At 63.9% G+C, this 22,245-nt stretch carries 25 protein-coding genes and 1 pseudogene; 12 read left to right on the top strand and 14 right to left on the bottom strand.

Annotated features, from left to right (window positions below; translation table 11 throughout):
- Window positions 1-109: 109 nt before the first annotated feature.
- Both ACL58G_RS19180 and ACL58G_RS19175 read right to left on the bottom strand, forming a co-directional pair.
- On the bottom strand, window positions 110-1,069 hold the full coding sequence (locus tag ACL58G_RS19180) for a chemotaxis protein (RefSeq protein WP_413388929.1): 960 nt from the start codon (window positions 1,067-1,069) through the stop codon (window positions 110-112).
- A 143-nt stretch (window positions 1,070-1,212) separates the two neighbouring features.
- The gene (locus ACL58G_RS19175) at window positions 1,213-2,172 is read right to left on the bottom strand and encodes an MYG1 family protein (RefSeq protein ID WP_440962815.1); all 960 of its coding nucleotides are present in this window, start codon (window positions 2,170-2,172) and stop codon (window positions 1,213-1,215) included.
- 67 nt (window positions 2,173-2,239) lie between these two features.
- Here ACL58G_RS19175 and ACL58G_RS19170 point away from each other — a divergent pair, with 67 nt between their 5' ends.
- The gene (locus tag ACL58G_RS19170) at window positions 2,240-3,508 is read left to right on the top strand and encodes a cyanophycinase (protein ID WP_440962814.1); all 1,269 of its coding nucleotides are present in this window, start codon (window positions 2,240-2,242) and stop codon (window positions 3,506-3,508) included.
- Window positions 3,509-3,741: 233 nt separating this feature from the next.
- Here the strand turns inward: ACL58G_RS19170 and ACL58G_RS19165 are convergent, their stop codons facing one another.
- Complete coding sequence (locus ACL58G_RS19165; protein ID WP_440962813.1) at window positions 3,742-4,311, bottom strand: DUF6036 family nucleotidyltransferase; 570 nt, start codon at window positions 4,309-4,311, stop codon at window positions 3,742-3,744.
- A gap of 389 nt (window positions 4,312-4,700) precedes the next feature.
- Window positions 4,701-5,186, bottom strand: a complete 486-nt coding sequence (locus ACL58G_RS19160; RefSeq protein WP_160410490.1) for a winged helix-turn-helix transcriptional regulator — start codon at window positions 5,184-5,186, stop codon at window positions 4,701-4,703.
- Between the two features lie 106 nt (window positions 5,187-5,292).
- Here ACL58G_RS19160 and ACL58G_RS19155 point away from each other — a divergent pair, with 106 nt between their 5' ends.
- Together ACL58G_RS19155 and alr are read left to right on the top strand one after the other, a co-directional pair.
- Window positions 5,293-6,597, top strand: coding sequence for a D-amino acid dehydrogenase (locus ACL58G_RS19155; RefSeq protein ID WP_440962812.1), 1,305 nt, complete (start codon window positions 5,293-5,295; stop codon window positions 6,595-6,597).
- On the top strand, window positions 6,594-7,733 hold the full coding sequence (alr, locus tag ACL58G_RS19150) for an alanine racemase (RefSeq protein ID WP_440962811.1): 1,140 nt from the start codon (window positions 6,594-6,596) through the stop codon (window positions 7,731-7,733). Before ACL58G_RS19155 ends, alr begins: the two co-directional genes overlap by 4 nt.
- Here the strand turns inward: alr and ACL58G_RS19145 are convergent.
- Both ACL58G_RS19145 and ACL58G_RS19140 read right to left on the bottom strand, forming a co-directional pair.
- A complete protein-coding gene (locus ACL58G_RS19145) occupies window positions 7,718-8,119 on the bottom strand; it encodes a YybH family protein (RefSeq protein WP_440962810.1) in 402 nt (133 codons plus the stop codon). The genes alr and ACL58G_RS19145 overlap by 16 nt on opposite strands.
- Window positions 8,120-8,272: 153 nt before the next feature.
- Window positions 8,273-9,406 carry a non-reducing end alpha-L-arabinofuranosidase family hydrolase gene (locus tag ACL58G_RS19140; RefSeq protein ID WP_440962809.1) on the bottom strand — a complete coding sequence of 378 codons (1,134 nt, stop codon included), beginning with the start codon at window positions 9,404-9,406 and terminating at the stop codon, window positions 8,273-8,275.
- Window positions 9,407-9,454: 48 nt separating this feature from the next.
- Between ACL58G_RS19140 and ACL58G_RS19135 the strand changes: the two genes are divergently transcribed.
- The gene (locus tag ACL58G_RS19135; protein WP_440962808.1) at window positions 9,455-9,685 is read left to right on the top strand and encodes a hypothetical protein; all 231 of its coding nucleotides are present in this window, start codon (window positions 9,455-9,457) and stop codon (window positions 9,683-9,685) included.
- 114 nt (window positions 9,686-9,799) lie between these two features.
- Window positions 9,800-10,030, top strand: a complete 231-nt coding sequence (locus ACL58G_RS19130; protein WP_440962807.1) for a hypothetical protein — start codon at window positions 9,800-9,802, stop codon at window positions 10,028-10,030.
- Here the strand turns inward: ACL58G_RS19130 and nhaR are convergent.
- A complete protein-coding gene (nhaR, locus tag ACL58G_RS19125) occupies window positions 10,020-10,922 on the bottom strand; it encodes a transcriptional activator NhaR (protein WP_413343525.1) in 903 nt (300 codons plus the stop codon). The genes ACL58G_RS19130 and nhaR overlap by 11 nt on opposite strands.
- A gap of 119 nt (window positions 10,923-11,041) precedes the next feature.
- Here nhaR and ACL58G_RS19120 point away from each other — a divergent pair, with 119 nt between their 5' ends.
- The 4 genes from ACL58G_RS19120 (at window position 11,042) to ACL58G_RS19105 (ending at window position 13,639) form a co-directional block, all read left to right on the top strand.
- The gene (locus tag ACL58G_RS19120; protein ID WP_413389123.1) at window positions 11,042-12,007 is read left to right on the top strand and encodes a TerC family protein; all 966 of its coding nucleotides are present in this window, start codon (window positions 11,042-11,044) and stop codon (window positions 12,005-12,007) included.
- Between the two features lie 23 nt (window positions 12,008-12,030).
- Window positions 12,031-12,429: a TerB family tellurite resistance protein gene (locus ACL58G_RS19115; protein ID WP_056133488.1), complete on the top strand. Its 399-nt coding sequence runs from the start codon at window positions 12,031-12,033 to the stop codon at window positions 12,427-12,429.
- A 75-nt stretch (window positions 12,430-12,504) separates the two neighbouring features.
- Entirely contained in the window at window positions 12,505-13,086 is a 582-nt protein-coding gene (locus ACL58G_RS19110) for a DUF6058 family natural product biosynthesis protein (RefSeq protein ID WP_440962806.1), read from the top strand.
- An 88-nt stretch (window positions 13,087-13,174) separates the two neighbouring features.
- Window positions 13,175-13,639 carry a carboxymuconolactone decarboxylase family protein gene (locus tag ACL58G_RS19105; RefSeq protein WP_413388942.1) on the top strand — a complete coding sequence of 155 codons (465 nt, stop codon included), beginning with the start codon at window positions 13,175-13,177 and terminating at the stop codon, window positions 13,637-13,639.
- On the opposite strand, the gene ACL58G_RS19100 is transcribed toward ACL58G_RS19105, so the two are convergent.
- Together ACL58G_RS19100 and ACL58G_RS19095 are read right to left on the bottom strand one after the other, a co-directional pair.
- The gene (locus tag ACL58G_RS19100) at window positions 13,640-14,005 is read right to left on the bottom strand and encodes a VOC family protein (protein ID WP_440962805.1); all 366 of its coding nucleotides are present in this window, start codon (window positions 14,003-14,005) and stop codon (window positions 13,640-13,642) included.
- Between the two features lie 71 nt (window positions 14,006-14,076).
- Window positions 14,077-14,934, bottom strand: coding sequence for a hypothetical protein (locus ACL58G_RS19095; RefSeq protein WP_440962804.1), 858 nt, complete (start codon window positions 14,932-14,934; stop codon window positions 14,077-14,079).
- Window positions 14,935-15,033: 99 nt separating this feature from the next.
- On the opposite strand from ACL58G_RS19095, the gene ACL58G_RS19090 reads away from it, so the two are divergent.
- The 3 genes from ACL58G_RS19090 (at window position 15,034) to ACL58G_RS19080 (ending at window position 16,254) form a co-directional block, all read left to right on the top strand.
- Window positions 15,034-15,360: a hypothetical protein gene (locus ACL58G_RS19090; RefSeq protein WP_440962803.1), complete on the top strand. Its 327-nt coding sequence runs from the start codon at window positions 15,034-15,036 to the stop codon at window positions 15,358-15,360.
- An 83-nt stretch (window positions 15,361-15,443) separates the two neighbouring features.
- Window positions 15,444-15,911 carry an SRPBCC family protein gene (locus ACL58G_RS19085; protein ID WP_440962802.1) on the top strand — a complete coding sequence of 156 codons (468 nt, stop codon included), beginning with the start codon at window positions 15,444-15,446 and terminating at the stop codon, window positions 15,909-15,911.
- Window positions 15,898-16,254, top strand: a complete 357-nt coding sequence (locus tag ACL58G_RS19080) for an ArsR/SmtB family transcription factor (RefSeq protein ID WP_413345935.1) — start codon at window positions 15,898-15,900, stop codon at window positions 16,252-16,254. Before ACL58G_RS19085 ends, ACL58G_RS19080 begins: the two co-directional genes overlap by 14 nt.
- A gap of 12 nt (window positions 16,255-16,266) precedes the next feature.
- Here the strand turns inward: ACL58G_RS19080 and ACL58G_RS19075 are convergent, their stop codons facing one another.
- From ACL58G_RS19075 to tnpC, 5 genes and pseudogenes are all read right to left on the bottom strand, one after another.
- Window positions 16,267-16,485, bottom strand: coding sequence for a transposase (locus ACL58G_RS19075; protein WP_440962801.1), 219 nt, complete (start codon window positions 16,483-16,485; stop codon window positions 16,267-16,269).
- A 731-nt stretch (window positions 16,486-17,216) separates the two neighbouring features.
- Complete coding sequence (locus tag ACL58G_RS19070; RefSeq protein WP_440962800.1) at window positions 17,217-17,894, bottom strand: GIY-YIG nuclease family protein; 678 nt, start codon at window positions 17,892-17,894, stop codon at window positions 17,217-17,219.
- 31 nt (window positions 17,895-17,925) lie between these two features.
- The gene (locus tag ACL58G_RS19065; RefSeq protein WP_440962799.1) at window positions 17,926-19,284 is read right to left on the bottom strand and encodes a hypothetical protein; all 1,359 of its coding nucleotides are present in this window, start codon (window positions 19,282-19,284) and stop codon (window positions 17,926-17,928) included.
- Between the two features lie 589 nt (window positions 19,285-19,873).
- Entirely contained in the window at window positions 19,874-20,896 is a 1,023-nt protein-coding gene (locus ACL58G_RS19060) for a leucine-rich repeat domain-containing protein (RefSeq protein WP_440962798.1), read from the bottom strand.
- A 364-nt stretch (window positions 20,897-21,260) separates the two neighbouring features.
- Window positions 21,261-22,241 (bottom strand): annotated as a pseudogene (gene tnpC / locus ACL58G_RS19055) (IS66 family transposase); the annotation flags it as partial.
- Between the last annotated feature and the right edge of the window lie 4 nt (window positions 22,242-22,245).

The raw sequence follows: 22,245 nt of genomic DNA, 5'->3' as shown, positions 1-22,245 counted from the left end.
CTGTAGGACAAAACCCACGCACTCAGTTTGAGGATGTTGCCCAACAACAACTCAGAAGGGCGATGCAGCACGGTGCCGGCGGCGATGCCGGCACCGCGTGAACGAGGAATTACTGGCGCAGCAGCGTGCGCAGGGTGCGCGACAGGTCCTCGGCCGAGAACTTGGCGACGTAGGCGTCGGCGCGGACGTTCTTGACGTGTTCCTCGTTCGTCGTGCCGGACAGCGACGAGTGGATCACGACCGGCATGTTGCCGAAGCGCGCGTTCGACTTGATGTTGCGGGTCAGGGTGAAGCCATCCATTTCCGGCATCTCGAGGTCGGTCAGTACGAGGGCGACCTTGTCGTGCACGGTCTTGCCCTCGGCTTCCGCCGCGGCGGCGATATGGTTCAGCTGGTCCCAGCATTCCTTGCCGCTCTTCGTCATCACGAACGGGAGGCCCATCGCGTCCAGGCCCTGCTCGATCAGCGCGCGCGCGACGACGGAATCGTCCGCAGCCAGGATCACGGCGCCCGGCTTCAGCTTCATTTTGGCGCCGACGGCATGTTCGATGTTCCCGGTCTGCGCTTCCGGATTCAGCTTGCGCAGGATCGTCTCGACGTCGAGTACCTGGGCCAGGCGGGCCGGCTGGCCGTCCACCGCTTCCAGGCGCGCGATGCTCGTGACCATGCCGCTGCCGGCGCTCGTCTCGGCCGACATCACCTGCGTCCAGTCGAGGCGCACGATTTCTTCCACGCTCTCGACGGCGAACGCCTGCGTGGTGCGCGCGAATTCCGTCACCAGCATGATGTTCAGGCCGGTCTTGGGCGTGACGCCGGCGATGCCCGGCAGGTCGAGGACCTGGATGATCTGGCCGCGCAGATTGACCACGCCGATGACGTGATCGGGCGCGCCGGCTACCTTGGTGATCGTCGGCATGGCGACGATCTCGCGGATCTTGAAAACGTTAATGCCGAACAGCTCGCTGTGCTCCCCGCTGGCGTCGCCGCCGAGACGGAAAAGCAAAAGCTCGAATTTGTTCGTGCCCGTGAGGTTGCTGCGCTCGTCGACTTCCTGCTGAACCGATTTCATGTCCCATCCCAAAAAGGTTGATTCTTTTGGGAAATTCTAGACGCGAACCGCGTGCCGGTGTAAAGACCAGCAAGAATCTCCGTCACATTTTAGTGATTTCGCACCAAAAAACCACACACGTTTGATGAAATCGTAACGGCTGATCACGTTGTCGAGGCCTGCGCATCCACTTCCCGCAGCGCCTGCCGCGCCATCTGGAGAATGCCTTCGAACGACTTTGCGGCGGCGATGAAGCGGCCGTTGTGGCAGAAACCGGCATCCGGCACACCCGTGACGGCGGCCAGGTCGGCATCGCGCAGGCCCGCCCAGGCCGCCGGCAGGTCGGCGCGCGCGTCGAAGCTGTCGGCGCTGACGGGCACCGTGTGGATCATGTGGCGCTGCTCGGCCAGGCTGTAGCTGATGACGAACAGCACCTTCGGCATCTCCTTGCGCACGATGGCCGTCCACGGCAGTGCGGCATTTTTCAGGTACAGCACGCGGCCGCCTTCGAGCACCTCGGCATGCCGCACCTGCTCCACGGCGAGCTGCGCACCGACGCGGTACTTGACCGCATTGATCATCAGGTCCGTGAGCAGGCCCAGCACGCGCCGGAACTGCTCGTCGCGGTAGGCCTCGGCGGCCGGGCCATAGCCGAGCCGCTGCTCGTCGAGCCAATTCGGGTTGAAGCCGGAGACGATCGCGGACAGGCCGTAGCTGCCCGGGGCGTTGCGGGCCGCGCCCACGTCGGACAGGTCGAGGTATTGCACGACGTCCGCATCGATCGCGTACGCCATCTGCTGGGCGCCCTCCTCCGACAACCTGTAGCCCGCGTGCCGTTCGGCCAGCAGCGCCACGCAGCGCGCGCCGTATTCGCGCCACACGAGGCCGGCGCTGGCATAGGGTACGCCGCTGACGCGGGCGCCGTCGAAGCCCTTCTGGTGGTGGTCGAAGCGGCCGGCGGCCGGGTTCCACTCGCCACCCACGTCGATGGCGACGTCGGCCCGCGCGATGATGGCGGGGTCGCGCGTGCGGACGAGCTCCGCGTCCGGATACAACAACAGCAGCACGGCTACCGCCCACGCGTCGTCCGCGTGGAATTTACCGCTGTGGGTCACGATCAACATACTGGCTCCAGTCTGAATGCATACCCCGATGATACCGGCTTTGGCCGCAAGGCCGGGCACGGGTATCATGCTTCGTATTCCCATCCGCATCGAGACGACCCCCATGGCGATCCGTTTTCCGACCCTGCCCCTCGCTTTCGTACTGAGCCTCGGCCTGGCGCCGGCCGCCGCGCGCGCGGACGCGCAAGCACCCGCGGGCGCCGCGAAGGGCTCGCTCGTGATCGCGGGCGGCGCGCTGCGGGCCGACAACGCCCCCGTGTGGAAGAAGATCGTCGAGCTTGCCGGCGGCCGCGGCGCGCGCATCGCCGTGTTCCCGACGGCGGCCGGCAACCCGGAGCGCTCCGGCCGCCTGACGGCCGAGATCCTGGCCAGCTACGGCGCCCGCCCGTTCGTCGTGCCGCTGGCCACCAGGCTGGCCGGCACCGACGCGCGCCGGGCCGCCGACGACCCGCAACTGGCGGCCAGCGTGCGGTCGGCCGGGGGCGCGTTCTTCACGGGCGGCGACCAGGGCCGCATCACGGCCGCGCTGCGCCACGCCGACGGCCGCAACAGCGCCGTGCTGGACGCGCTGTGGGACCTGTACCGGCGCGGCGGCGTCATCGCGGGCACGAGCGCCGGCGCCGCCATCATGAGCAAGACGATGTTCTACGAAGGCCGCGCCCCGCTGCCCACGCTGCGCGACGGCATCACGGACGGCCGCGACATCGCGCCGGGCCTCGGCTTCATCGGCGACGAGGTGTTCGTCGACCAGCATTTGCTGATCCGCGGCCGCTTCGCCCGCATGCTGCCCGCGATGCTCGCCAAGCACTACAAACTCGGCCTCGGCATCGACGAGAACACGGCGGCCGTCGTCGCACCGGACCGGTCGATCGCCGTCATCGGCTACAAGGGCGCGCTGCTGCTCGACCTCGGCCAGGCCAGCGTGGACGCCGCGCGCACCGGCTTCAACGTCACGGGTGCCCGCATCAGCTACCTCGACAGCGGCGACCGCTACGACCCGGCCAGCGGCCGCTTCACGCCCGGTCCGGACAAGGAAAGAGTCGACCCGGCCGACCCGTCGTACCGGGGCCCGCTGTTCGCCGCCGACATCCTCGGCAACACGGCCGTCGCCGACCTGCTGATGAAGCTGTGCGACAGCGACCAGGCGCGCGCCACGGGCATCGCGTTCGGCGACCCGGCCGGCGCCGCGGCCGACCGCGGCTTCGAATTCACTTTTACGCGCACGCCGGAAAGCGAGGGCTGGACGTCGAACCGGGCCGATACCTATTCCGTGTACCGGGTGCGGATGGACGTGCGGCCGGTGAAGCTGGCGTTGCCGCTGTATCGGGCGGAGTGACGATGGAGCCACCCAAGAGTCCGCTCAACGACCCGACGCTATCGACAGGATGCCGGCATGTACATCGCGCAGCAGTGCTTCGGCTCGTCCGACGAGGACATCGACACGCGTGAAAAATAAGTGATTCTGACCACCGTCATATCCGCCGCTGGTTTAGTCGCATTGAATCGGACGCACAACCTGTTTGTTCAGCGCTTCCCCAGGTGCTCCAAGGCTTGTCGCTCAGGTTCCCATCAGGACCCGGAACCTCCTGTCAACCGATCAGCAGTCGCAAGGACATCGCGCAAATTCATACGAAGGTAGTCCGTATTCCCGACATATCCCCCGAGCGCTTCTTCGGCGCGTCGTTGAATCTCGTCAGCGGAAATCCGAAAACGCGAAATGATCTCCGCGATGTCTTGCGCATCCGGCCCGGAGTAGCGCGCGATTTTGCTGATGATGAGATCGAGTGGATTCAGGACAAAGACGTGGACGAACTCAGTTCCGATCGGGACAGGGACCGCATCCTGCAGGTAGTCGTCATGCATCAGCGCGAAACTGCTGTTGTAGTTTGGATCGAGATAAAGCAATTCGCCGTTCTTTGTCTCGACGATAAGATCGGCCGGCAAAAGAATCCGCTTAGAAAATTCCGCATCGACATCAGTCGTGACCCGCGCGGCCGTGTACAAATGAATCGCCATTCCCCCTGCGATGACCATATTGATCGGCTCACGCAAATCAGTGCGCTTTTCGAGCTCCCGGATGAGCGTACGCAGCCCCTCCGCCAAGTCGGTATGGGTCGCGAATTCGACCGGAGTCACCACGTGCGCACCCCGGCCATGCGTTTCTCCAGCAACTGCCGCAAGCGCGGGACATCCGCCACGAGACCGTCACTGACGACCTTCGGGAACGGACGGGGTACGACAGCCGCTTGTTCATAAAACCGACGAGATGCCGCATCGAGAAAATCGGCTGCCACTCGATACCTCGTCTTTAAAAGTTGTGCCGAAAGCCGATACACATCGGCTTCCCGATCCGACGCCGGAGGGCGGTGATGTGCCACTGCATCCGCCAATGAATCCACAAGAAGGGCTTCAGTTTCTCTCGTCCACATCGCATTATCCTCTGACCGTGCAAGAGCTCGCTCAGCGCCAGCTCGGTGTGTCGATACTATCATGGCGCATTGCCATCCATACCTCATCTTCTCCCGCCGTCAGCGCGCGATCGACACCGCCAGCGTCTCCTTGACCTCTTCCATCACGACGTAACTCTTCGACTGGCCGCCGTCCGCCACATGCAGGATCTCGCCCAGTAGTCTCCGGTACTCCGTCATCTCCGGAATGCGCGCCTTGATCAGGTAGTCGAAATCGCCGGACACGAGGTGGCATTCCATCACCTCGGGAATCGCCAGCATCGCCCGGCGGAAGCGCTCGAACGCCTGCTCCGACTTCTGGCGCAGCGTGATTTCCACGAACACGAGGACCTGCAGCCCCAGCGCCCGCGGCGCCACACGCGCATGGTAGCCGGCGATGACGCCGTCGCGCTCCATGCGCTTGACCCGCTCGATGCACGGCGTCAGCGACAGGCCGACGCGCTCGGCCAGGTCCTTCATCACGATGCGGCCATCGTCCTGCAGGATGGAGAGGATGTGCAGGTCGATGCGGTCCAGCACACGGTTCGAGTCTTTTTGCACGCGCATGATTTTTCACTGAAAAGTTGATGGCAAACCGAAACAATTATCGCATTCCTACTACTACAATAAAAACATCTTCTAATTCTAGAATAACAGAGACACAAGGAAAACTATGCGCGTCATCGTACTCGGCAGCGGCGTGGTCGGCGTGACCACCGCTTATTACCTGGCCAAGGCCGGCCACGACGTTACCGTGATCGACCGTCAACCCGGTCCGGCCCTCGAAACCAGCTTCGCCAACGCCGGCCAGATCTCGCCGGGCTATGCGTCGCCGTGGGCGGCGCCGGGCATTCCACTGAAGGCGTTCAAATGGCTGTTCCAGCGCCACGCGCCGCTGGCGATCCAGCCGGACGGCTCCCTGTTCCAGCTCCAGTGGATGTGGGAGATGTACCGGAACTGCGACGCCGGCCGCTACGCCGTCAACAAGGAACGCATGGTACGCCTGGCAGAATATAGCCGCGATCGCATCCGTGCGCTCCGTGCCGAGACGGGCATTTCCTACGAAGGCCGCCAGCAGGGCACCTTGCAGTTGTTCCGCACGCAGGCCCAGTTCGACGGCGCCGCGAAGGACATCGAGGTGCTCAAGGAAGCCGGCGTGGCATTCGAAGTGCTGGGCCGCGAACAGCTCGCACTGGCCGAGCCGGCACTCGGCAACGTGCGCAACAAGCTGGTCGGCGGCCTGCGCCTGCCGAACGACGAGACGGGCGACTGCCAGCTGTTCACGACGCGCCTCGCGCAGATGGCGCGCGACCTCGGCGTGCGCTTCCAGTTCGACACCGCGATCGAGCGCCTCGACATCGCCAATGGCCAGATCGTTGGCGTGCAGACGAGGAAAGGACAGGAGCGAGGCCGGGTGACGGCGGACCGCTACGTGCTGGCACTGGGCAGCTATTCGCGCCTGCTGCTGAAGGATCAATTCCGCGTCCCGGTCTATCCGCTCAAGGGCTATTCGATCACCGTGCCGATCGTCGATGCGGCCAGGGCACCGGTCTCCACGATCCTCGACGAGACCTACAAGATTGCCGTGACCCGCTTCGACGACCGCATCCGCGTCGGCGGCATGGCGGAGATCGCGGGCTACAGCAAGGTGCTGAATCCGCGCCGGCGCGAGACGCTGGAACTCGTCGTCAACGACCTGTTCCCGGGCGGCGGCGACGTGGCGCGCGCCACGTTCTGGACGGGGCTGCGTCCGATGACGCCGGACAGCACCCCGATCGTGGGCGCGACGCCGCTGAAGAACCTGTTCCTGAACACGGGCCACGGCACGCTGGGCTGGACGATGGCGTGCGGCTCGGCCAGCGTCATCGCCGACCTGGTGGGCGGCAAGGTCCCGGCCATCCACGCCGACGACCTGGCCGTGTTCCGCTATGCCGGCACCCGGGCCGCGAACGTGCGCGCGGAGCTGGCCAAGGCATGAACGCGGTCGCCCATCCCTCGCACATCGTCCCCCCGGCCCACGCCGCCCGTGCCGGCGCCGTCCTGACGATCGACCTGGACGCCATCGCGGCGAATTACCGCCTGCTGGCGCAACGCGCGGGCGGCGCCGTCGTCGCCGGCGTGATGAAGGCCGATGCCTATGGTCTCGGCATGGCGCGCGTGGCGCCCGCGCTCGTGCGCGCGGGCTGCCGCGTGTTCTTCACGGCCCACGTCGACGAAGGCATCGGCCTGCGCGACATCGTCCCGCCCGACAGCACCATCTACGTCCTGCATGGCCCGCCGCCCGGCACCGCCGCCGACTTCCTCGCACACGGCTTGACGCCGGTGCTGAACGACCCGGGCCAGGTGCGCGAATGGAGCGCCCTGTGCGCACGCGTCGGCCGCCGTCTCGCGGCCGCGGTGCAGGTCGACAGCGGCATGTCGCGCATGGGCCTCGCGCCCGCCGATCTCGCCGCGCTGGGCGAACCGCGCGACTGGCTCGCCGCGTTCGACCCGGTCCTGCTGATGAGCCACCTGGCCTGCGCGGACGTGCCGGACCACCCGATGAACGAGTGCCAGCGCCTGCGCTTCGACGCCATCCGCGCGCAGTTTCCCGCCATGCGCGCGAGCCTCGCGAATTCGTCGGCCGTCTTCCTCGGGCCCGATTTCCATTACGGCCTCGCGCGCCCCGGCGCCGCGCTGTACGGCATCAATCCCCAGCCGGGCGGTGTGAACCCGCTGCGCCAGGCCGTATCGCTGGACGCACGCATCGTGCAGGTACGGACGATCGAAGCCGGCGCCGCCGTCGGCTATGGCGCGCGCTACGTGGCAGAGGGTACGCGCCGCATCGCCACCATCGCCATCGGCTATGCGGACGGCTGGCTGCGCGCCCTGTCCGGCCGCGGCAGCGCGTATATCGACGGCGTGCGCGTGCCGGTCGCGGGCACCGTGTCGATGGACAGCATCACGCTGGACGTCACCGGCATTCCGGACGCGCGCCTGCAGCCGGGCATGACCGTCGAACTGCTCGGGCCGCACCAGCATGTCGACGTCGTCGCGGCGGAGGCGGGGACGATCGGCTACGAAGTGCTGACGCGGATGGGTGCGCGGTTCGAGCGGCGTTACTTGGGCGGGTAGTCGAGCAGCGCCGTCCCGTAGGAGTTGTCGACGGTGCACACCCAGCGTCCGTCGGCCTCCCGCCGGAACACATAGGTCGCGCGCCGCGTGACGCTCACGTTGTCTCCAGCCTCCAAGTAGTCGAGCGTGGATTCCATGATCACAAGGGCGGTATCGCCGCCTTCGATCACTTCCATCCGACCTTGCCCGACCACGAGGCTGTGCTGCACGTAGGCGGCGATCCGCTCGAACGCGGCGCGGATGTTGTCCTTGCCCGTGACGTTCAGGCCGGGCTTGACGACGAGCGTCGCGTCGTCGGCATAGAAATCCACCAGCGCGTCGAAATCCTCCGCCGTGATGGCGGCGTCGGCGGCGCGGATCAGTCGTTCGAGGGGATGGGGTGTCATGGAGTCTCCCTGGGTTGCGCCGTGGAGACTGGTTGTGCCGCGAACCCGCCTCCAGGCGGGTCGCGATGAAAAGCGTCAGCCCACCATCCGGATGATGGTGGTAATAATCGCCTGGTCGGTGAAACGGGTGCGGTGCATGGTGCAATAGTAGCACTACCGGCGGCAGAGTGCGCTCACCGGATTGTCGCCTTTCGCGGTGATGACACCAAGGCGATACGGCAGCTTGATGTAATCGTCCACGCGCACTTTCGGGTCATTGCCCTGGAACAGATATTCGAGAGGTCGGCAAGGATCGATCGTCATCGTCTGATCGGCATTCGTCCGGATCATTTCACCGTGCGAGATGCCTTCGGACCACAGCGGTTCGACGTTATCGTGGCCGGCGAACGTATTCATCGGCGCGGACGAAAACGGTTCCCATTTTCCGTCCAGGCGATCGCTCTTCCAGATGCGGAAGTAGCGCCCTTTCGGCGAGATTGCCTCCACCAGCGTGACGTACGTATCCGAATTCGCGATCCGGTAGGTATTGCTGGCCTCGAATACATCTTCGGTCTTTTCGCTGATCACCGCGACGGTATTCCGGAAGCCATTCGGGAACTCGCTCAACCCCGTTTCCGAGCGCAGCAAGCGCCCATGGTCATCGGTATTGAACAGATAGCATTTCTTGTCGTCGCAGATCACCCAGAAGTCCAGCCAGCCCTGCCCTTGCGGTGGCTTGACGATGTCCGGAACGACGGAAAAGAACGGTTTCGGGGCGCTCCACGACATCGGATCGCCGATATCGTCCGACGTCGAATACAGCGGGTCGCCGCCCTGGTAGACGAGATACCATTTCTTCTGCGGCGCGAAATAGAATACTTGCGGCGCGGCGCGGTAACCCGGGCCCATCGGGGATTTGTCGAGCGGGACGATCTTTGCCGACGCCGCTTCCGTCCATTTCCCGAAGCTCGTGTACGCGAGCCCCCAGCCTTTGGAGCCGGCGGTCGTCATGAACACGTGATATTTTCCGTTCACGTACACGATCGACGGGTCTTTTACACCGTAAATCGTCTGGCCTGCAGCCGGTTGAGGCGATATCAGCGGTGCGCTCGACGTCCAGTTGAACGTCGACTTTGCAGGCGCCCGTACGGGCTCGGCGGCACTGTTCGCCAGGACAGCGGCGAATGTCGCCCCGAGAATGCACTTCCCAAGTTTCATGGTGTTCCTATTGTTGGCACGTTGAATGATGCAAGCGGTCGCGGGAGATTGTATGCTATCGATCGAATGCCAAAAATCGCGGAAACGCATGTTTTCCGCCAATCGAGCCAATGAAATTGTCCGATCGGGGCGGCAGAGATGAAGCAGGACGACATCAATGAGATCGAATGGCGTAATCCGGCCAACTGGACCTGGCGCGGCCCGCTCGGCCTGTATTCCAGCAAGCGCGACACGCGCCTGCTGGTCCCCAAGGCCACGCCGATGATGGGTTGGACGCTCAACTTCGGGCACCCCGGCTGGGCCGGCGTCCTGGTTGCCCTCGCGGCCCTGGCGCTCGTGATGGCGGTGGCGCAGCGCTTGTTCCCGTAGCGCGTCCTCGACTGGATCCTGGAGGAGGCCGCGGCGACAAATCGATGACAGATTTCATGCGATATCGCGACTATATTGGCGAGACCCAAACCAAAAAACCAAGGACTACCAGGCATGATGAAATATCTCCTGATCGCCGCCGCAGCGGCATGCGTGCTGGCCGGCTGCGCCGCAACGCCGACCGGCGACGGCCCGCAACTCTCGCGCGAAGACCGCGAAGCGCCCACCGGCAGCATGCTGCCGCGCCGGCACCAGACCGGCACCCCCCAGGTGATCAACAAGGACCAGATCGACCCCAACCAGATCCTGAACCCGGGCGCCACCCAGCCGCACATCAAGCCCTGAACAGCATGTCCCGCGCGAGCGCGCCGATCGCGACCGTGGCCGGATGGCTCATGCGCCGTTCGGTCGTGATCGCGTAGACCTGCTCGACCACGGCATCGACCGTGCCGAGCGCGGCGACCTGGTACTGGTCGCACACCTGCGCCGCGATCACCGTCGGCGCGAAGAACACCCCCGCCCCCGACTGGCCGAATGCCTGCATCATCGCGCTGTCGTCGAACTCGCCGATGACCCGGACGTGGATGTCGGCGCTGTCGAGCCAGTGCAGCAGGCGGCCCCGGATCGCGACATCCTCGCCGGGGAACAGGACCGGCGCATTGTCTAGGCACGCCGGAAAATCGGGCCCCAGCCGGGCCGCCAGGTCCGCGGTGGCGAACGCCGTCATCGAACTTTCCCCCAGCAGGTGGTTGTAGGCGCGCACGCTGAAGTGCGCGGGGATCGTCCGGTCCGCGATGACGAGGTCGAGACGGTGCACGGCCAGGTCGGCCAGCAGGTTGTCGAGGCGGCCTTCGCGGCATACGAGCCGGACCGGCTCCTCCAGCTTCAGGGCCGGCTCCACGAGCCTGCACGCGATGAGTTTCGAGACCGAATCGGCGCAGCCCACGCGAAACGGTTGCGGCGACGCGAGCCGGCTGTTCCGCACGAGTTCCAGCAATTCATCCCCGGCCGTGAAAATCTGTTCGGCCGAGCGGGCAATGCGCCGGCCGGCCTCCGTCAACTCGAGGTTGCGCCCGGCGCGCCGGAACAGCTGCACCCCCAGCGTGGCCGCGAACTCGGACAGCTGCCCCGAGATCGCGTGCGGCGTCAGGTGGAGCTGCGCGGCGGCCGTGGCGATGCTGCCCGTCTTCGCCACCATCCAGAAGTAGCGCAAATGCTTGTAGTTGAGTGAGCTCATGGCGTCCAAACACATCGAAAAAGTCGATGAATGATGAAAGATAACACGATTAGTCCGATCTTTAACCGGCGTCTATAGTGAACGTTCAAATCAACGGCAACGATGACCGGAGGGCGATGATGAACGGAATCGAGACAATTGCGAGCGGCCCGATGTGGGCCGGTTTCGTCGGATTCGTGTTGGTGATGCTCGCGCTGGACTTGTTCGTGTTCGGCGGCAACAAGGCGCACAAGGTGGGCGTGAAGGAAGCGGGCCTGTGGTCGATCGCATGGGTCAGCATGGCGCTGCTGTTCAACGGCGGCCTGTGGTGGTACCTGAAGACGACGGTCGGCGCCGACGTGGCCGACCAGAAGGCGCTCGAATTCCTGTCGGGCTACCTCATCGAAAAGGCGCTCTCGGTCGACAACATCTTCGTGTTCCTGATGATCTTCACCGCCTTCCAGGTACCCCAGCAATACCAGCGCCGGGTGCTCGTCTACGGCGTCCTCGGTGCCATCGTCATGCGCGCCGTCATGATCGGCGCCGGCGCGTGGGTCGTGAGCGAATTCAGCTGGGTGCTGTACGTGTTCGGCGCCTTCCTGCTGCTGACGGGCATGCGCATGCTGGTCGCGGCCGACAAGGAACCGGACGTCAAGCAGAGTCCCGTGATGCGCTTCGCGCGAAAGCACCTGCGCGTGGCGGAAGGCGACCACGGCGAGAAATTCTTCGTGGCCGCAAACGGGCTCCGTTACGTGACGCCGCTGTTCCTCGTGCTGCTGCTGATCGAAGCGACGGACCTGATCTTCGCGGTGGACTCGATCCCGGCGATCTTCGCCATCACGACGGACCCGTTCATCGTCTTCACGTCGAACCTGTTCGCGATCCTGGGCTTGCGTGCCCTGTACTTCCTGCTCGTCGACATGGCCGATCGTTTCCACCTGCTGAAGTACGGCCTGGCGATGGTGCTGACCTTCATCGGCGCGAAGATGCTGATCATGCCCTGGTATCACATGCCGGTGCAGGCGTCGCTGACCGTCGTCGCCGTGCTCATTGCCGGCAGCTGTATCGCCAGCCTGTACGTCGCGCGCAAGCACGACGCCAACTAACGTCTTTTTACTGGAGAACCGAAATGCGCTCATACCCCAAGAACAGCCCCCGTGCCGCCGGCCGCCTGCTGGCCCTGACGATGATCGTGGACGGCAACGTCGCCCTCAGCGAGCTGAAGGCCGTCTACCGTTCGCGGATCCTGGAGCACATCGCGCTGGACGACGACGAGTTCGACGCCGTCCTGCACGAGTTGTGCAACGACCTGCTCGCGACGGCGCACCACGGCAACGTGCACGTCGACACGGCGACGATCGATGCCTTCCTCGACGACGTCGACGCGCCCGAACTGCGCCGCAACCTGCTCGGCGCCATGTGGCGCCTCGCCGATGCCGACGGCTGGCTGGCCGACGCGGAAGCCATCGTGCTGAACCGGGCCGCGATCCGCTGGGGCGCGGAATCGGGCTTCGTCACCGCGCACTGACAGGGCTTGCATGTGCCGGCGGATGCTTCGGCCGCGGCCGAAGCGTCGCGCACCGGCTCCCGCTAGCATGGGCGCATGGAACTCATCGACTACCTGCACACCCATTTCCTCACCCGCGCGCAGCTGCTCGCGGCCTGCGCCACCGACGGTGCCCGCCTGGATGCGTTCACGGCCGCGGGTACGATGCCCGCGCCGTCGTACCGGCTTCGGGTCCGCATCGATTGCACGTCGTACTTCGGCGACCACGCGGAAGACCACGCGCTCGACTGGTTTGCCAAAGGCTATGTCGAGTGGCTCCATGTGCTGCTGGATGGCGCCCAGGATCCGTACAGACTGTTCGCGGCGCGCTACCGGGCGGCGCTGCACGCCCTGCCCCTGTTCGACATGGAAGCGACGGACGAGCACCTGCGCAGCGAATGGCAGCACTTCATCGCGGGCACATACGGCCTGTGCACGCGCTCCGGCCTGCCCGAGGACATCGCGGCGAAGGAGCTGGCGATCCACGTCATCCGGGCGCTGACCGATGACGGCCGGGTGCTCGACGCGGATGAGCGGGAACGGCTGGCCTGGGCGCGCGACCTGCTGGACCGCGCGAGCAGCCCGTTCGCCCCGCACGAACGGGCACGCAGCTCGCGCGCGCGATACGGTTTGAAATAATTCGCGCTACCTGTCACAAAGCCGGGAGCCGTTCCGTCTAATGGTGAGAAGGCTGCATGTCGCAGCCCCGCCAACGAAAGGAACCATCATGTCGCACGCTGCCCGCATCAACCTGTTCACCCTGGCCCCGTCCGCGCTGAAGGCCATGATCAATCTGTCCCAGACCGTCAAGCAGGGCGCGCTGGGCCCGCGCCTCGTCGAACTCGTCAACCTGCGCGTCTCGCAGCAGAACGGCTGCGGCGTCTGCGTCGACATGCACTGGCGCGACCTGATCAAGCAGGGGGCCGACCCGCGCCACCTGAACAGCGTGGCCGCCTGGCGCGAATCGCCGTTCTTCAGCGAACGCGAACGGGCCGCGCTGGCCTGGGCCGACGCCGTCAACGCCCTGCCCCACCGCGACGACACGGACGCTGCCTGGCCCGCACTGCGCGAACATTTCAGCGAGGGCGAGATCGCGGAACTGGGCTATACGATCGCCGTCATCCGGGGCTGGAACGCGATCAACCTGTCGCTGCGCAACCCGATCCCGGTCGAGCCGCCGGCCGGCATGTGATCAGCGCACGGCGGCGGGGTCGAACAGCGGATTCTCGATGAGGCCGAGGACATTGCCGAACGGGTCCTGCAATTCCGCGACCTTGATGCCCTCGCCCACCTCCTGGATCGCCGCGTGGACGGTGGCGCCGAGGCCGACGATGCGCTCGACCTCGGCCGCGATGTCGTCCACGCCCCAGAACGTCGTCGACCCCGTGGTGCCCGGCGTGCCGTCCGGGACGAGCCCAAGCTCGAACCCGCCGATGGCGAAACCGACGTAGAACGGCTGGTCGAAATAAGGCTGGACGCCGAACACGTCGGCGAACCAGGCTTTGGCGCGGCCGAGGTCGGCCACGGGATAGGTCACGGTGCGCAATCCTTTGATCATGGTGTCTCCTGTCGTAAAGGCGTCATGATGCCCGATGCGCGCGGCCGTGGATTGGAAAAATGGAAAGCGGATCAGAGCAAGGCGTCGATCTGCGGCGTGATCTGCGCCTGCAGGCCGACGAGGTCGACCGTCGTGCCCTGGCCGTGCGCGACGGCCGTGTAGATGCCGTCGCCGTTCCCATCATGAAAAACCTCGTAGTAGGCGTGATTGCCGCGGGTGATCGTCTCCACGACATAGCCCGCGGCCGCCTGCGCGTACGTGACGGTGGAACCCAGGTGGACGTCGACCGTCGTGCCGTCCGGCTTGACCGCCCGGGCCCCCGTGACCGTCGCGCCGTCGAACGTGAAGCGCATGCGTTCGTACGGCTCGACGTCCAGCGCCGTCGCCGCCGTCCCCACCGGCACCACGGTCAGCGTTTCCGACGCGAGCTTGTACGTCGTGCCGTCCGTCGTCGTGTACGTCAGCGTCTCCAGCGTATTGCCGCGGATGGCCGTTTCCGTGACGGCGCTGCCGGCGACCGTGAACACGCTCGCGGCCAGGTCGCCGACAGCCACGTCGTGGGTCCATCCCGACGTGCCGAACGTCTGGGTCATGCCCGTCACGGCGCCCTCGGCCACCGAGAAACCGTAGGTCGGCGTGTTCGCGGCGGTCGTGTCGAAGCTGCGCACTTCCTGCGTCAGGTGATACAGGGCGGCGTCGGCCGCGTCCACCGACCAGGTCAGCGTCGCCGTGGCCGCGCCGCGGGTCAGCGTCTCCGTGACGGTGCCGGTGCCGACGTTGAACGTCGCGTCGGCGGGCAGGCTGGCTGCGATGGTCCGGCTGCCGATCACGTGTTCGAGGCCGGTGACCTGGCCATCGGTGATCGTGAACCTGACGTCGGCGGTCGCCAGTTCGTCGGCCAGGCGGCCGGCCGGGGGATGGTCGCGCATAGGGGCTCCTTTCATGTCCGGGATGGTGCGAAAAGGATAAGGCGCTCGTCTGTAAAATGGCGTTAAGACCCATCCTCACAAGTGTTACGAGATATTGCGATGCCCACCCGACACCCCGTGACGCCCGACGGCCGCTATTTCGTCGTCGCGGGCCGCCTCTGGCGCATGAGCAATCCGGACCTCGATCCGGCCACGCGGCAGGCACTCGTCGACCGCCTGATGCGCGCGCGGCGCGCGGTCGGCGCCGCGAAGAAGGAGGGAGACGCGCAGGCGGAGCGGCGTGCGCGCGATGACGTCGACGCGGCGAAGCGCGCCCTCGGCGAGCGCGGCCCCGCGTGGTGGATGGACGGCGCGCCCGATTACAACCGGCGGCTCGTCGGCAACACGCCGTACGCGGACTGGTACGCCGCGCTTCATCTTCCGTGAGTTGCGTATTCGCGCTGCCTGTCCTACACTGCGCGATAAGCAACCATCTGGTTGCATATTAAAACACGCCAAGGAGAGCCATCATGGAGCACACATCCGAAACGGACCGCATCGAACGCAGCATCGTCATCGACGCGCCGCGCGCAAAAGTGTGGAACGCGCTGGCCGACGCCGAAGCCTTCGGCCGGTGGTTCGGCGTCGACCTGAAGGGCCAGACGTTCACGCCGGGCCAGCGTACACGCGGGCACATCACCTACCCGGGCTACGAACACCTCCATTTCGACGTGCTCATCGACCGCATGCAGCCGCTCGAACTGCTGTCCTTCCGCTGGCATCCCTACGCGATCGATCCCGCCGTCGACTACAGCGCGGAACAGCCGACGCTCGTCACGTTCACGCTGGCCGACGCCGGAAACAACCGTACTTTGCTGACGATCGTGGAATCGGGATTCGACAACGTCCCGCCACACCGTCGGCTGGAGGCATTCCGCATGAACGGCGCCGGCTGGGATGCGCAGCTGACGAACATCGTCCGCCATGTCGCGGCCTGACGCCGCGCTGCGCGACCTGGTCGATGCCGGTCCGGCGCTGGCGAACGTGTTCGCGGCGCTGGGAGACGCCACGCGGCTGACGCTCGTCGCGGCCCTGTGCGCGGGCGGCGCCCTCTCGATCGCGCAGCTGACCGCCAGCACGCACATCAGCCGGCAGGGTGTGACCAAGCATATGCAGGTCCTCGCCCAGGCCGGCATCGTCCACGACGTCAAGGTCGGACGGGAGCGGAGATGGACGCTGGACACGGCGCAGCTGGACGCCGCCCGGCGCACGCTGGAAGTCATCGGTCGTGAGTGGGACGTCGCCCTGGCGCGGCTCAAGGCGTTCGTCGAATCGGGATGACCCCGGCAGGCATTATCCGCGGTGATACCGGTATTCCTGGGTATGCGCGCCGTAGCCGAGTTCGCGTGGCACCTGATCCCACGGTATCCCGGACTTGAGCACAGACAGGATCGCCGTCAGGGTCGCGCGATCGCTGATACGTGGCCGTCCGCCCTTCGGCGATCTGCTGTGAGTCGGGAGATGACTTGCTGCGTGCGCCCAAAGGTCTTCGGGGAGAAATGCTTGGGCCATGGCATCGGTCCGTCTGGGAACACGGCCGCGATCTTGGCTACCGAACTACGGCCGTGTAAGTCCGATATCGAGCCACTGCGGACGTTGACAGCTGAACGGCTCATTTCCGTTGCTTAAGAATTCGATAACAGTAAAGTGGCATTGCTACACTTAACTGTCCGTTAGATAGGGGCCTGATCGTCACGCGATTTGAGTCCCACCGCATCCATGTGGGCGTGTTTTGGGTACAGAGCAGAGTTTCGTTTCGTTCGGAATAACGAACGAACTTGTTCGACCGCAGGAAAGATTCAAGCGCATCGCGTGACAGTTCGTCGACGGTCCCGTACACCGGTAAGCACATCAAGACCGAAGGTAGCATTCCAAAAAATGTGCCGATTAATATGATTTGCAGATCGTCATTGTCCAAGTATGACCATGCCAAGGCCGCTTCTGCTAAACCTAGAAAAACGAGCACAACGCCTAAGAAAATTGCCCAGTCACGCGTTGAGGCGAGCGCAGCGAGTCCAATAGACTGCTTCTGAAAAAAACTCTTCGTTGTCATTCTTCGAAAAACATCCAGATTCGTTACGTACAAAGTACGACAGCTCGATAATGCACATAAAGTTGCAGTGACCGCTTTTGGCCGGTTTCAGACGGTCGGCACGGCTCAGTGTAGCCCTCTGTTACCTGGAGAGCAACGACAGGTTTTTATTAGGTGTACTCCACTCAGGGCGGCTACCACCCGGCGCTGATCATGCAAGTGGCTGTGCGGCGGCGAATCGGGATCGCAGCGTGACAAGGTCGGCGTCGGACAGCTCAAACCACTCGCCCTCGAGACGCTTGGCAGCGAATTCGCGGTGCAGGTCCCGCTCGGTCCGCGAATACTGCGCGCACCAGCCCGTCAACGCCACCTCGAACGGAAACGGCAGCTTCACGGCGAACAGCCGGGTGCGGTCGTGCAAATGCCGCGTCTTTCCGATCTTGTAGCCGTATTCCGAGCTCAGCACATAGATGTAGCCGGGGTCGTCGCCCGGCGCTGGCACCGGCGCGGTCAGCCCTCGTGCTGGATACGCCAGGACGACGGGGAACACGTCATCGACGCGGTCTGCCAGCCGGTAACGCTCAGCCACGCTCCGGTCGAAACAGAAGTGCGCTCGCTTCCACTGAAGCGCCCCTTGCGGGCTTGGGTGTAGTTCGAAGTTGGCTGCCCGCCATTCGATTTGCAGAGACGTCGCGTTGGCGATGACGCGGCCGACCGCCCGAACCTGCCCAGTGCCGGACAGGGTGGAGTAGCGCGCGGCGAACACTATGTGGCCCGGCCGCAGCATGCGCCCCAGCTCGGGTTCGAGTCCGGCGAGTCCCTTGCTGTCAATGAGCCGTTCGACGTTGAAATGGCTGGGGTAATCCAGGCGGAAGTACATGCTTTTCATGGTGTGTCCTCGAGGGTTGGGGTGGTGGTGCTCAACGGCGCTGCGCGGGCTTTCCAATGGCGGCGGCCAGCGCATCGAGCTCGGTGCGCCGCTGCTCGTCCCACCGCAAGACAGGGTTATGGACGAGCCAGGGGGCGGTACGTCTAAACGCCTGCAACAGGGGACCGTCGGGATCGGACAGCAGCTGGCGCAACCGTGTCGTTACCGGCATCTCCGTGGCTGGGGAAATCCATACCGCGTGGCGCAGCATCGCGAGCGCCTGCAGGTCGAGCGGCAACAGGTAGGCTCCGCCTTCCTCGCCCGGCTGATACAACGCCGGCACCAGGCGCCGTCCGCGCGGATGCGGGTAGATGACGATCCACCAGTAATACGGCAAAGCTCCGTGCAGAACGGGGTCGCTGCCGCTGCGCGGGACGGTCTGGCCGAATGGCTGCCGAGTGGTCTCGTCGAAGTCGTCCATCGGCCATAGGCGGTTCGGGTTCAGGGCGCGGTAAGTCGCCAGTTCCCGGCTCAGGGCCAGTTCATAGGCGCCGCGGTCGACGTCGGGACTCGGCAGGTTCCATAGTTCGATATCGCCGAGCAGGGCGTGCGGCACATAAAAGAAATCGTCGTCCTGCAGCACCCCGCTGCCGAATCCCCACGGCTGCCAGTGGTACTCGTTCGTCAGGCCGAACTGGTCGTCGTCGTGCCACCAGACCTGGGTCGGGTCCGTGGCGCGCTTCCAATCCGCGTTGTACCCCTCGCGCTCGGCTTCGCTAGTCGGCGCGTTATGGTCGTATTGTGGCCAGCACAGCTTGCTGCCCGACTGCAGGCCTGCCAGCCGGGCGGCCGCGGTCCGCTGGAAGGTGCTGAACAGATCGAATTCGCAGTCCACCTGGTTGACGATCTGGCTGAGCGCCACACTCAGGAAGTCCAATTCATTGAACTCCGGCGTGGCAGCGCACGCCGGATGCAGCGGCGTCCCCGCGAGTGCCTCGTCGGCAATCACTTCTTCGTTGAACCCCGTGTGCGTGGCGATCGCACTGATCAGCTGCCGGAATTGCAGCGCATTACGGCGGATGCCGCGCCGTGCCGGGTCACTGCCCGGCGGTAGGCACAACCGCGCGATGTTCTTTGAACTGGCCTCGTACTCGCCGAAAGCCGTACGCGCCAGCTGGGTCATCGAGACGCCAGCGGCGTGCAACGCTGGCCTGGCGCGTTCAAGGATTTCGTGCAGTTGGCGTGCGATTCGGTCCGCCACCGGCGGCGGCAGCTTTTTGCCGACGAGGTCGGAGCTGCCGTGCGCCACTCGTTGCAGTTCGTGCCAGGCGCTGCGCCCGTCGCTCATCCTGTCCCGCGGCTGCTGCTGCAGTTTGGCCATTAACCGGGCCGCGGTTGTCGTGCTGTTCATCTCCTGATCCTTTTCTCGATAGTCCGGGCTCCAGCCACGTCACTCCTGCCGGTAAACTTTGGCAGGGCAGGCAACCCAGTGCGATTGTGCAATCTTGCCATCGGGGATGCTATCCCGCGTTGTCGATCGGGCCAGCAATTTTCGGGAAATCGGTCGATATTTTCGGGAAATGGTAGGGGCGATGTCGGGGAAACGCTGGCGTTTCCTGCCGGGTGTGCGTTGACGGGATCGTTCGCTGACCCAGCATTTCTATGCCGAACAGGCTACGAGTTCTGTTCGGTCACTTGGTTCGTAGATTTGAAGCGCGCTGTATGTCCGTTGACGCGTAAGCGTCGCCGCTGCACCGTATAGACACTGGATAGCTCACGTGTCTATGATAGTACTGACGTGATCAAGAAGTGCGCGCCGCCTGGGGTAGCCGAGCCGCATGCTGGGCTGCTGTTCGCGCAGCACAGCATGGCGTTTAGTAGTCGTAGCGTGAAAGCGATCGCCGATGTTCTCAACTGTTGAGGTAAGTTGGTATCAATGGCAATACCTCCACGCTACTAATCTATGAGTATCCAGCCGAGAACGATTTGGCTCATTGACTTCAACTAGGCATCTGTTGTTGGGCTGCGTACAAGGTTAAAAAATCAGCGTAGGCAACTACGAACTCGTTTTCGAGCGTCGGATCCAGCGTTACTTCAGCGCCTTTGCGCATGAGCGACATGAGCCAGTCGCACTGGTTCTTGGACAATCGCAAAGCTGGGTTGTCTGTAAGACTAATATACTGGATGTTGTTAAGCTGCGTGACCGAACTCGGAAGCTCATGCAGAGAATTGGACGATAGCCATAACTCACGCAGATTAACGAGTTTTCCAAGGTCCTGCGGCAGGGCGCGTAACCTATTGCCAATCAAGTTTATTTTCGTGAGATTCTTGAGCTCACAAATCTCATCGGGAAGATGCTCTAACCGGTTGCGCAACAGCAGCAGCTCTCTCAACTGCCTGAGATTACGAATTGTTCGGGGAAGTGTCGCGACAGCATGATCAGTGAAGCTTAACGTCTCTAAGCGCGTCATACGCCCGATCTCGGCAGGAATATGTACCGAAGCGCTATCTGCAGTCGCGTATATCATTGAGTACAGGGCAGTCTGAACACCAATGTTTTCTGGTGTCAGGTTGCTTGTCGAATTTCCGTTGTCTAGAAACCATTCACATAGCTTCTTCTCCCAGTTCAATTCTGATTGCTGGCGCGACGTACTCTTCTCTTCAGTCTCAGCCTCATTTTCAGACAATTCCACTCTAAATATTGCGGCCGTACCGTTTGGCTCCCTAGACAAATTTACACTGTACACCCGATGCTGGATCAACAATTCAAACTGGCAAAAATTGTCATTGAATGCAGTATATTGACGACTTTTCTGCAGGAGCAGATGTTTTGCGCTCTCATACGATAAGTCGTGAATACATGTTCCAAGTCCCGACTCCGCGTAATCTCTGGCGAGAAGCATGACGATTTTTTCGATATCGACTCGCCTGCTTGCATTTCGCACGAACCACCACGCGCAGTACAACAGTAGTGAAACTCCGTAAGTAGGAATAGCAAACAGCACCGCAAGAATAAAAAGCATGACTGGTTCCAAGGGCCAGGTCCTATTGCACAGACGCGCCTCAGGACCGAAGAGATGGTTGTTAACTCAACACTGCTCAAGAAAAAATTTCCTCAACAGCACTCCTGTTTAGGAATCTAGCAAACCTAGGATTTAAACAGCCTAACAATAAATTGCATATTTGCAATATTATACGTTGATGTAGATCGTGCTGCAAGGACCAAGGGTAATTGCGGATGACAAACAACAGTTTCCCTGAACTATACATTGCGCTCAGTAACGATCCTAGGCAAACGCACTGGAAGAAGAGTCTTGTCGAGAAATGTCAAAGAAGAGCTTGCGCTGGGTAACGTCCTACTAGGGTTACACCGCTAGGAAGCGGAGTTCAACCAGCCAATGTGGCGGCACAGTTCCAAGGTAGGAAATCGTCGACGCGGTTTACAGGATGGTCGGCGATATGCGCCAGCACATGGCGCAACCAGGCTTCGGGGTCGATCCCGTTCAGCCTGGCCGTTCCAATCAGCCCGTACAGGGCAGCCGCGCGTTCGCCGCCGCTGTCCGCGCCGGCAAACAGGAAGTTGCGGCGGCCCAGTGCCACGCCGCGCAAGGCCCGCTCGGCGGCCGAGTTGTCGATCTCGATGCGGCCGTCGTCGGCATAGCGGGTCAGGGCCGGCCACAATTTGAGCGCGTACAGGATTGCCGCCGCCGTGTCCGACTTGCGCGAGAGCGTGGCAAGCGTGGCGTGTAGCCAGCGCTCCAGGTCGTCAACCAGTGGTTTGGCCCGCGCCTGCCGTTCGGCGCGGCGCTCGTCGGGCGGCTTGCCCTGGATGGCTTCTTCGATGGCATACAGTTCGCCGATGCGGCGCAATGCCTCGGTGGTCAAGGCCGATGGGCGGGCCGCATGCAGGTCGTAAAACTTGCGCCGGGCGTGGGCCCAGCAGGCTGCTTCGACGACGCGGCCGCTGTCGTAAATGGCGTTGAAACCGGCGTACGCATCGGCCTGCAGCACGCCGGCAAAATTGGCGAGATGCGCTTGCGGATGTTCGCCCTTGCGGTCGGGCGAGTACGCAAACCACACCGCAGGCGGCTCGGCGCTGGCGCTGGCGCGGTCGTCGCGCACGTAGGTCCACAGGCGCGCCGTGCGCGTCTTGCCGTTGCCCGGTGCCAGCACAGGCAGCGGCGTGTCGTCGGCGTGCAGCTTGGCGGCGGCGAAGACGTGGCGGCGCAAGGCCTCGCCCAGCGGTCGCAGCAGCGTGCTGGCTGCATCCACCCAGCTGGCCAGCAGCGAGCGCTCCAGTTCCACGCCCTCGCGCGCGTAGATCACGCTCTGGCGGTACAGCGGTAGATCGTCGGCGTACTTTGCTACCTGT

Origin of the sequence: Massilia sp. GER05, assembly GCF_052056005.1 — a bacterium.
In the GTDB taxonomy this organism is placed as follows: Bacteria; Pseudomonadota; Gammaproteobacteria; order Burkholderiales; family Burkholderiaceae_D; genus Telluria; species Telluria orientalis.
The sequence above is the reverse complement of the archived record's forward strand: the minus strand, read 5'-3'. Positions and strand labels throughout refer to the sequence as shown.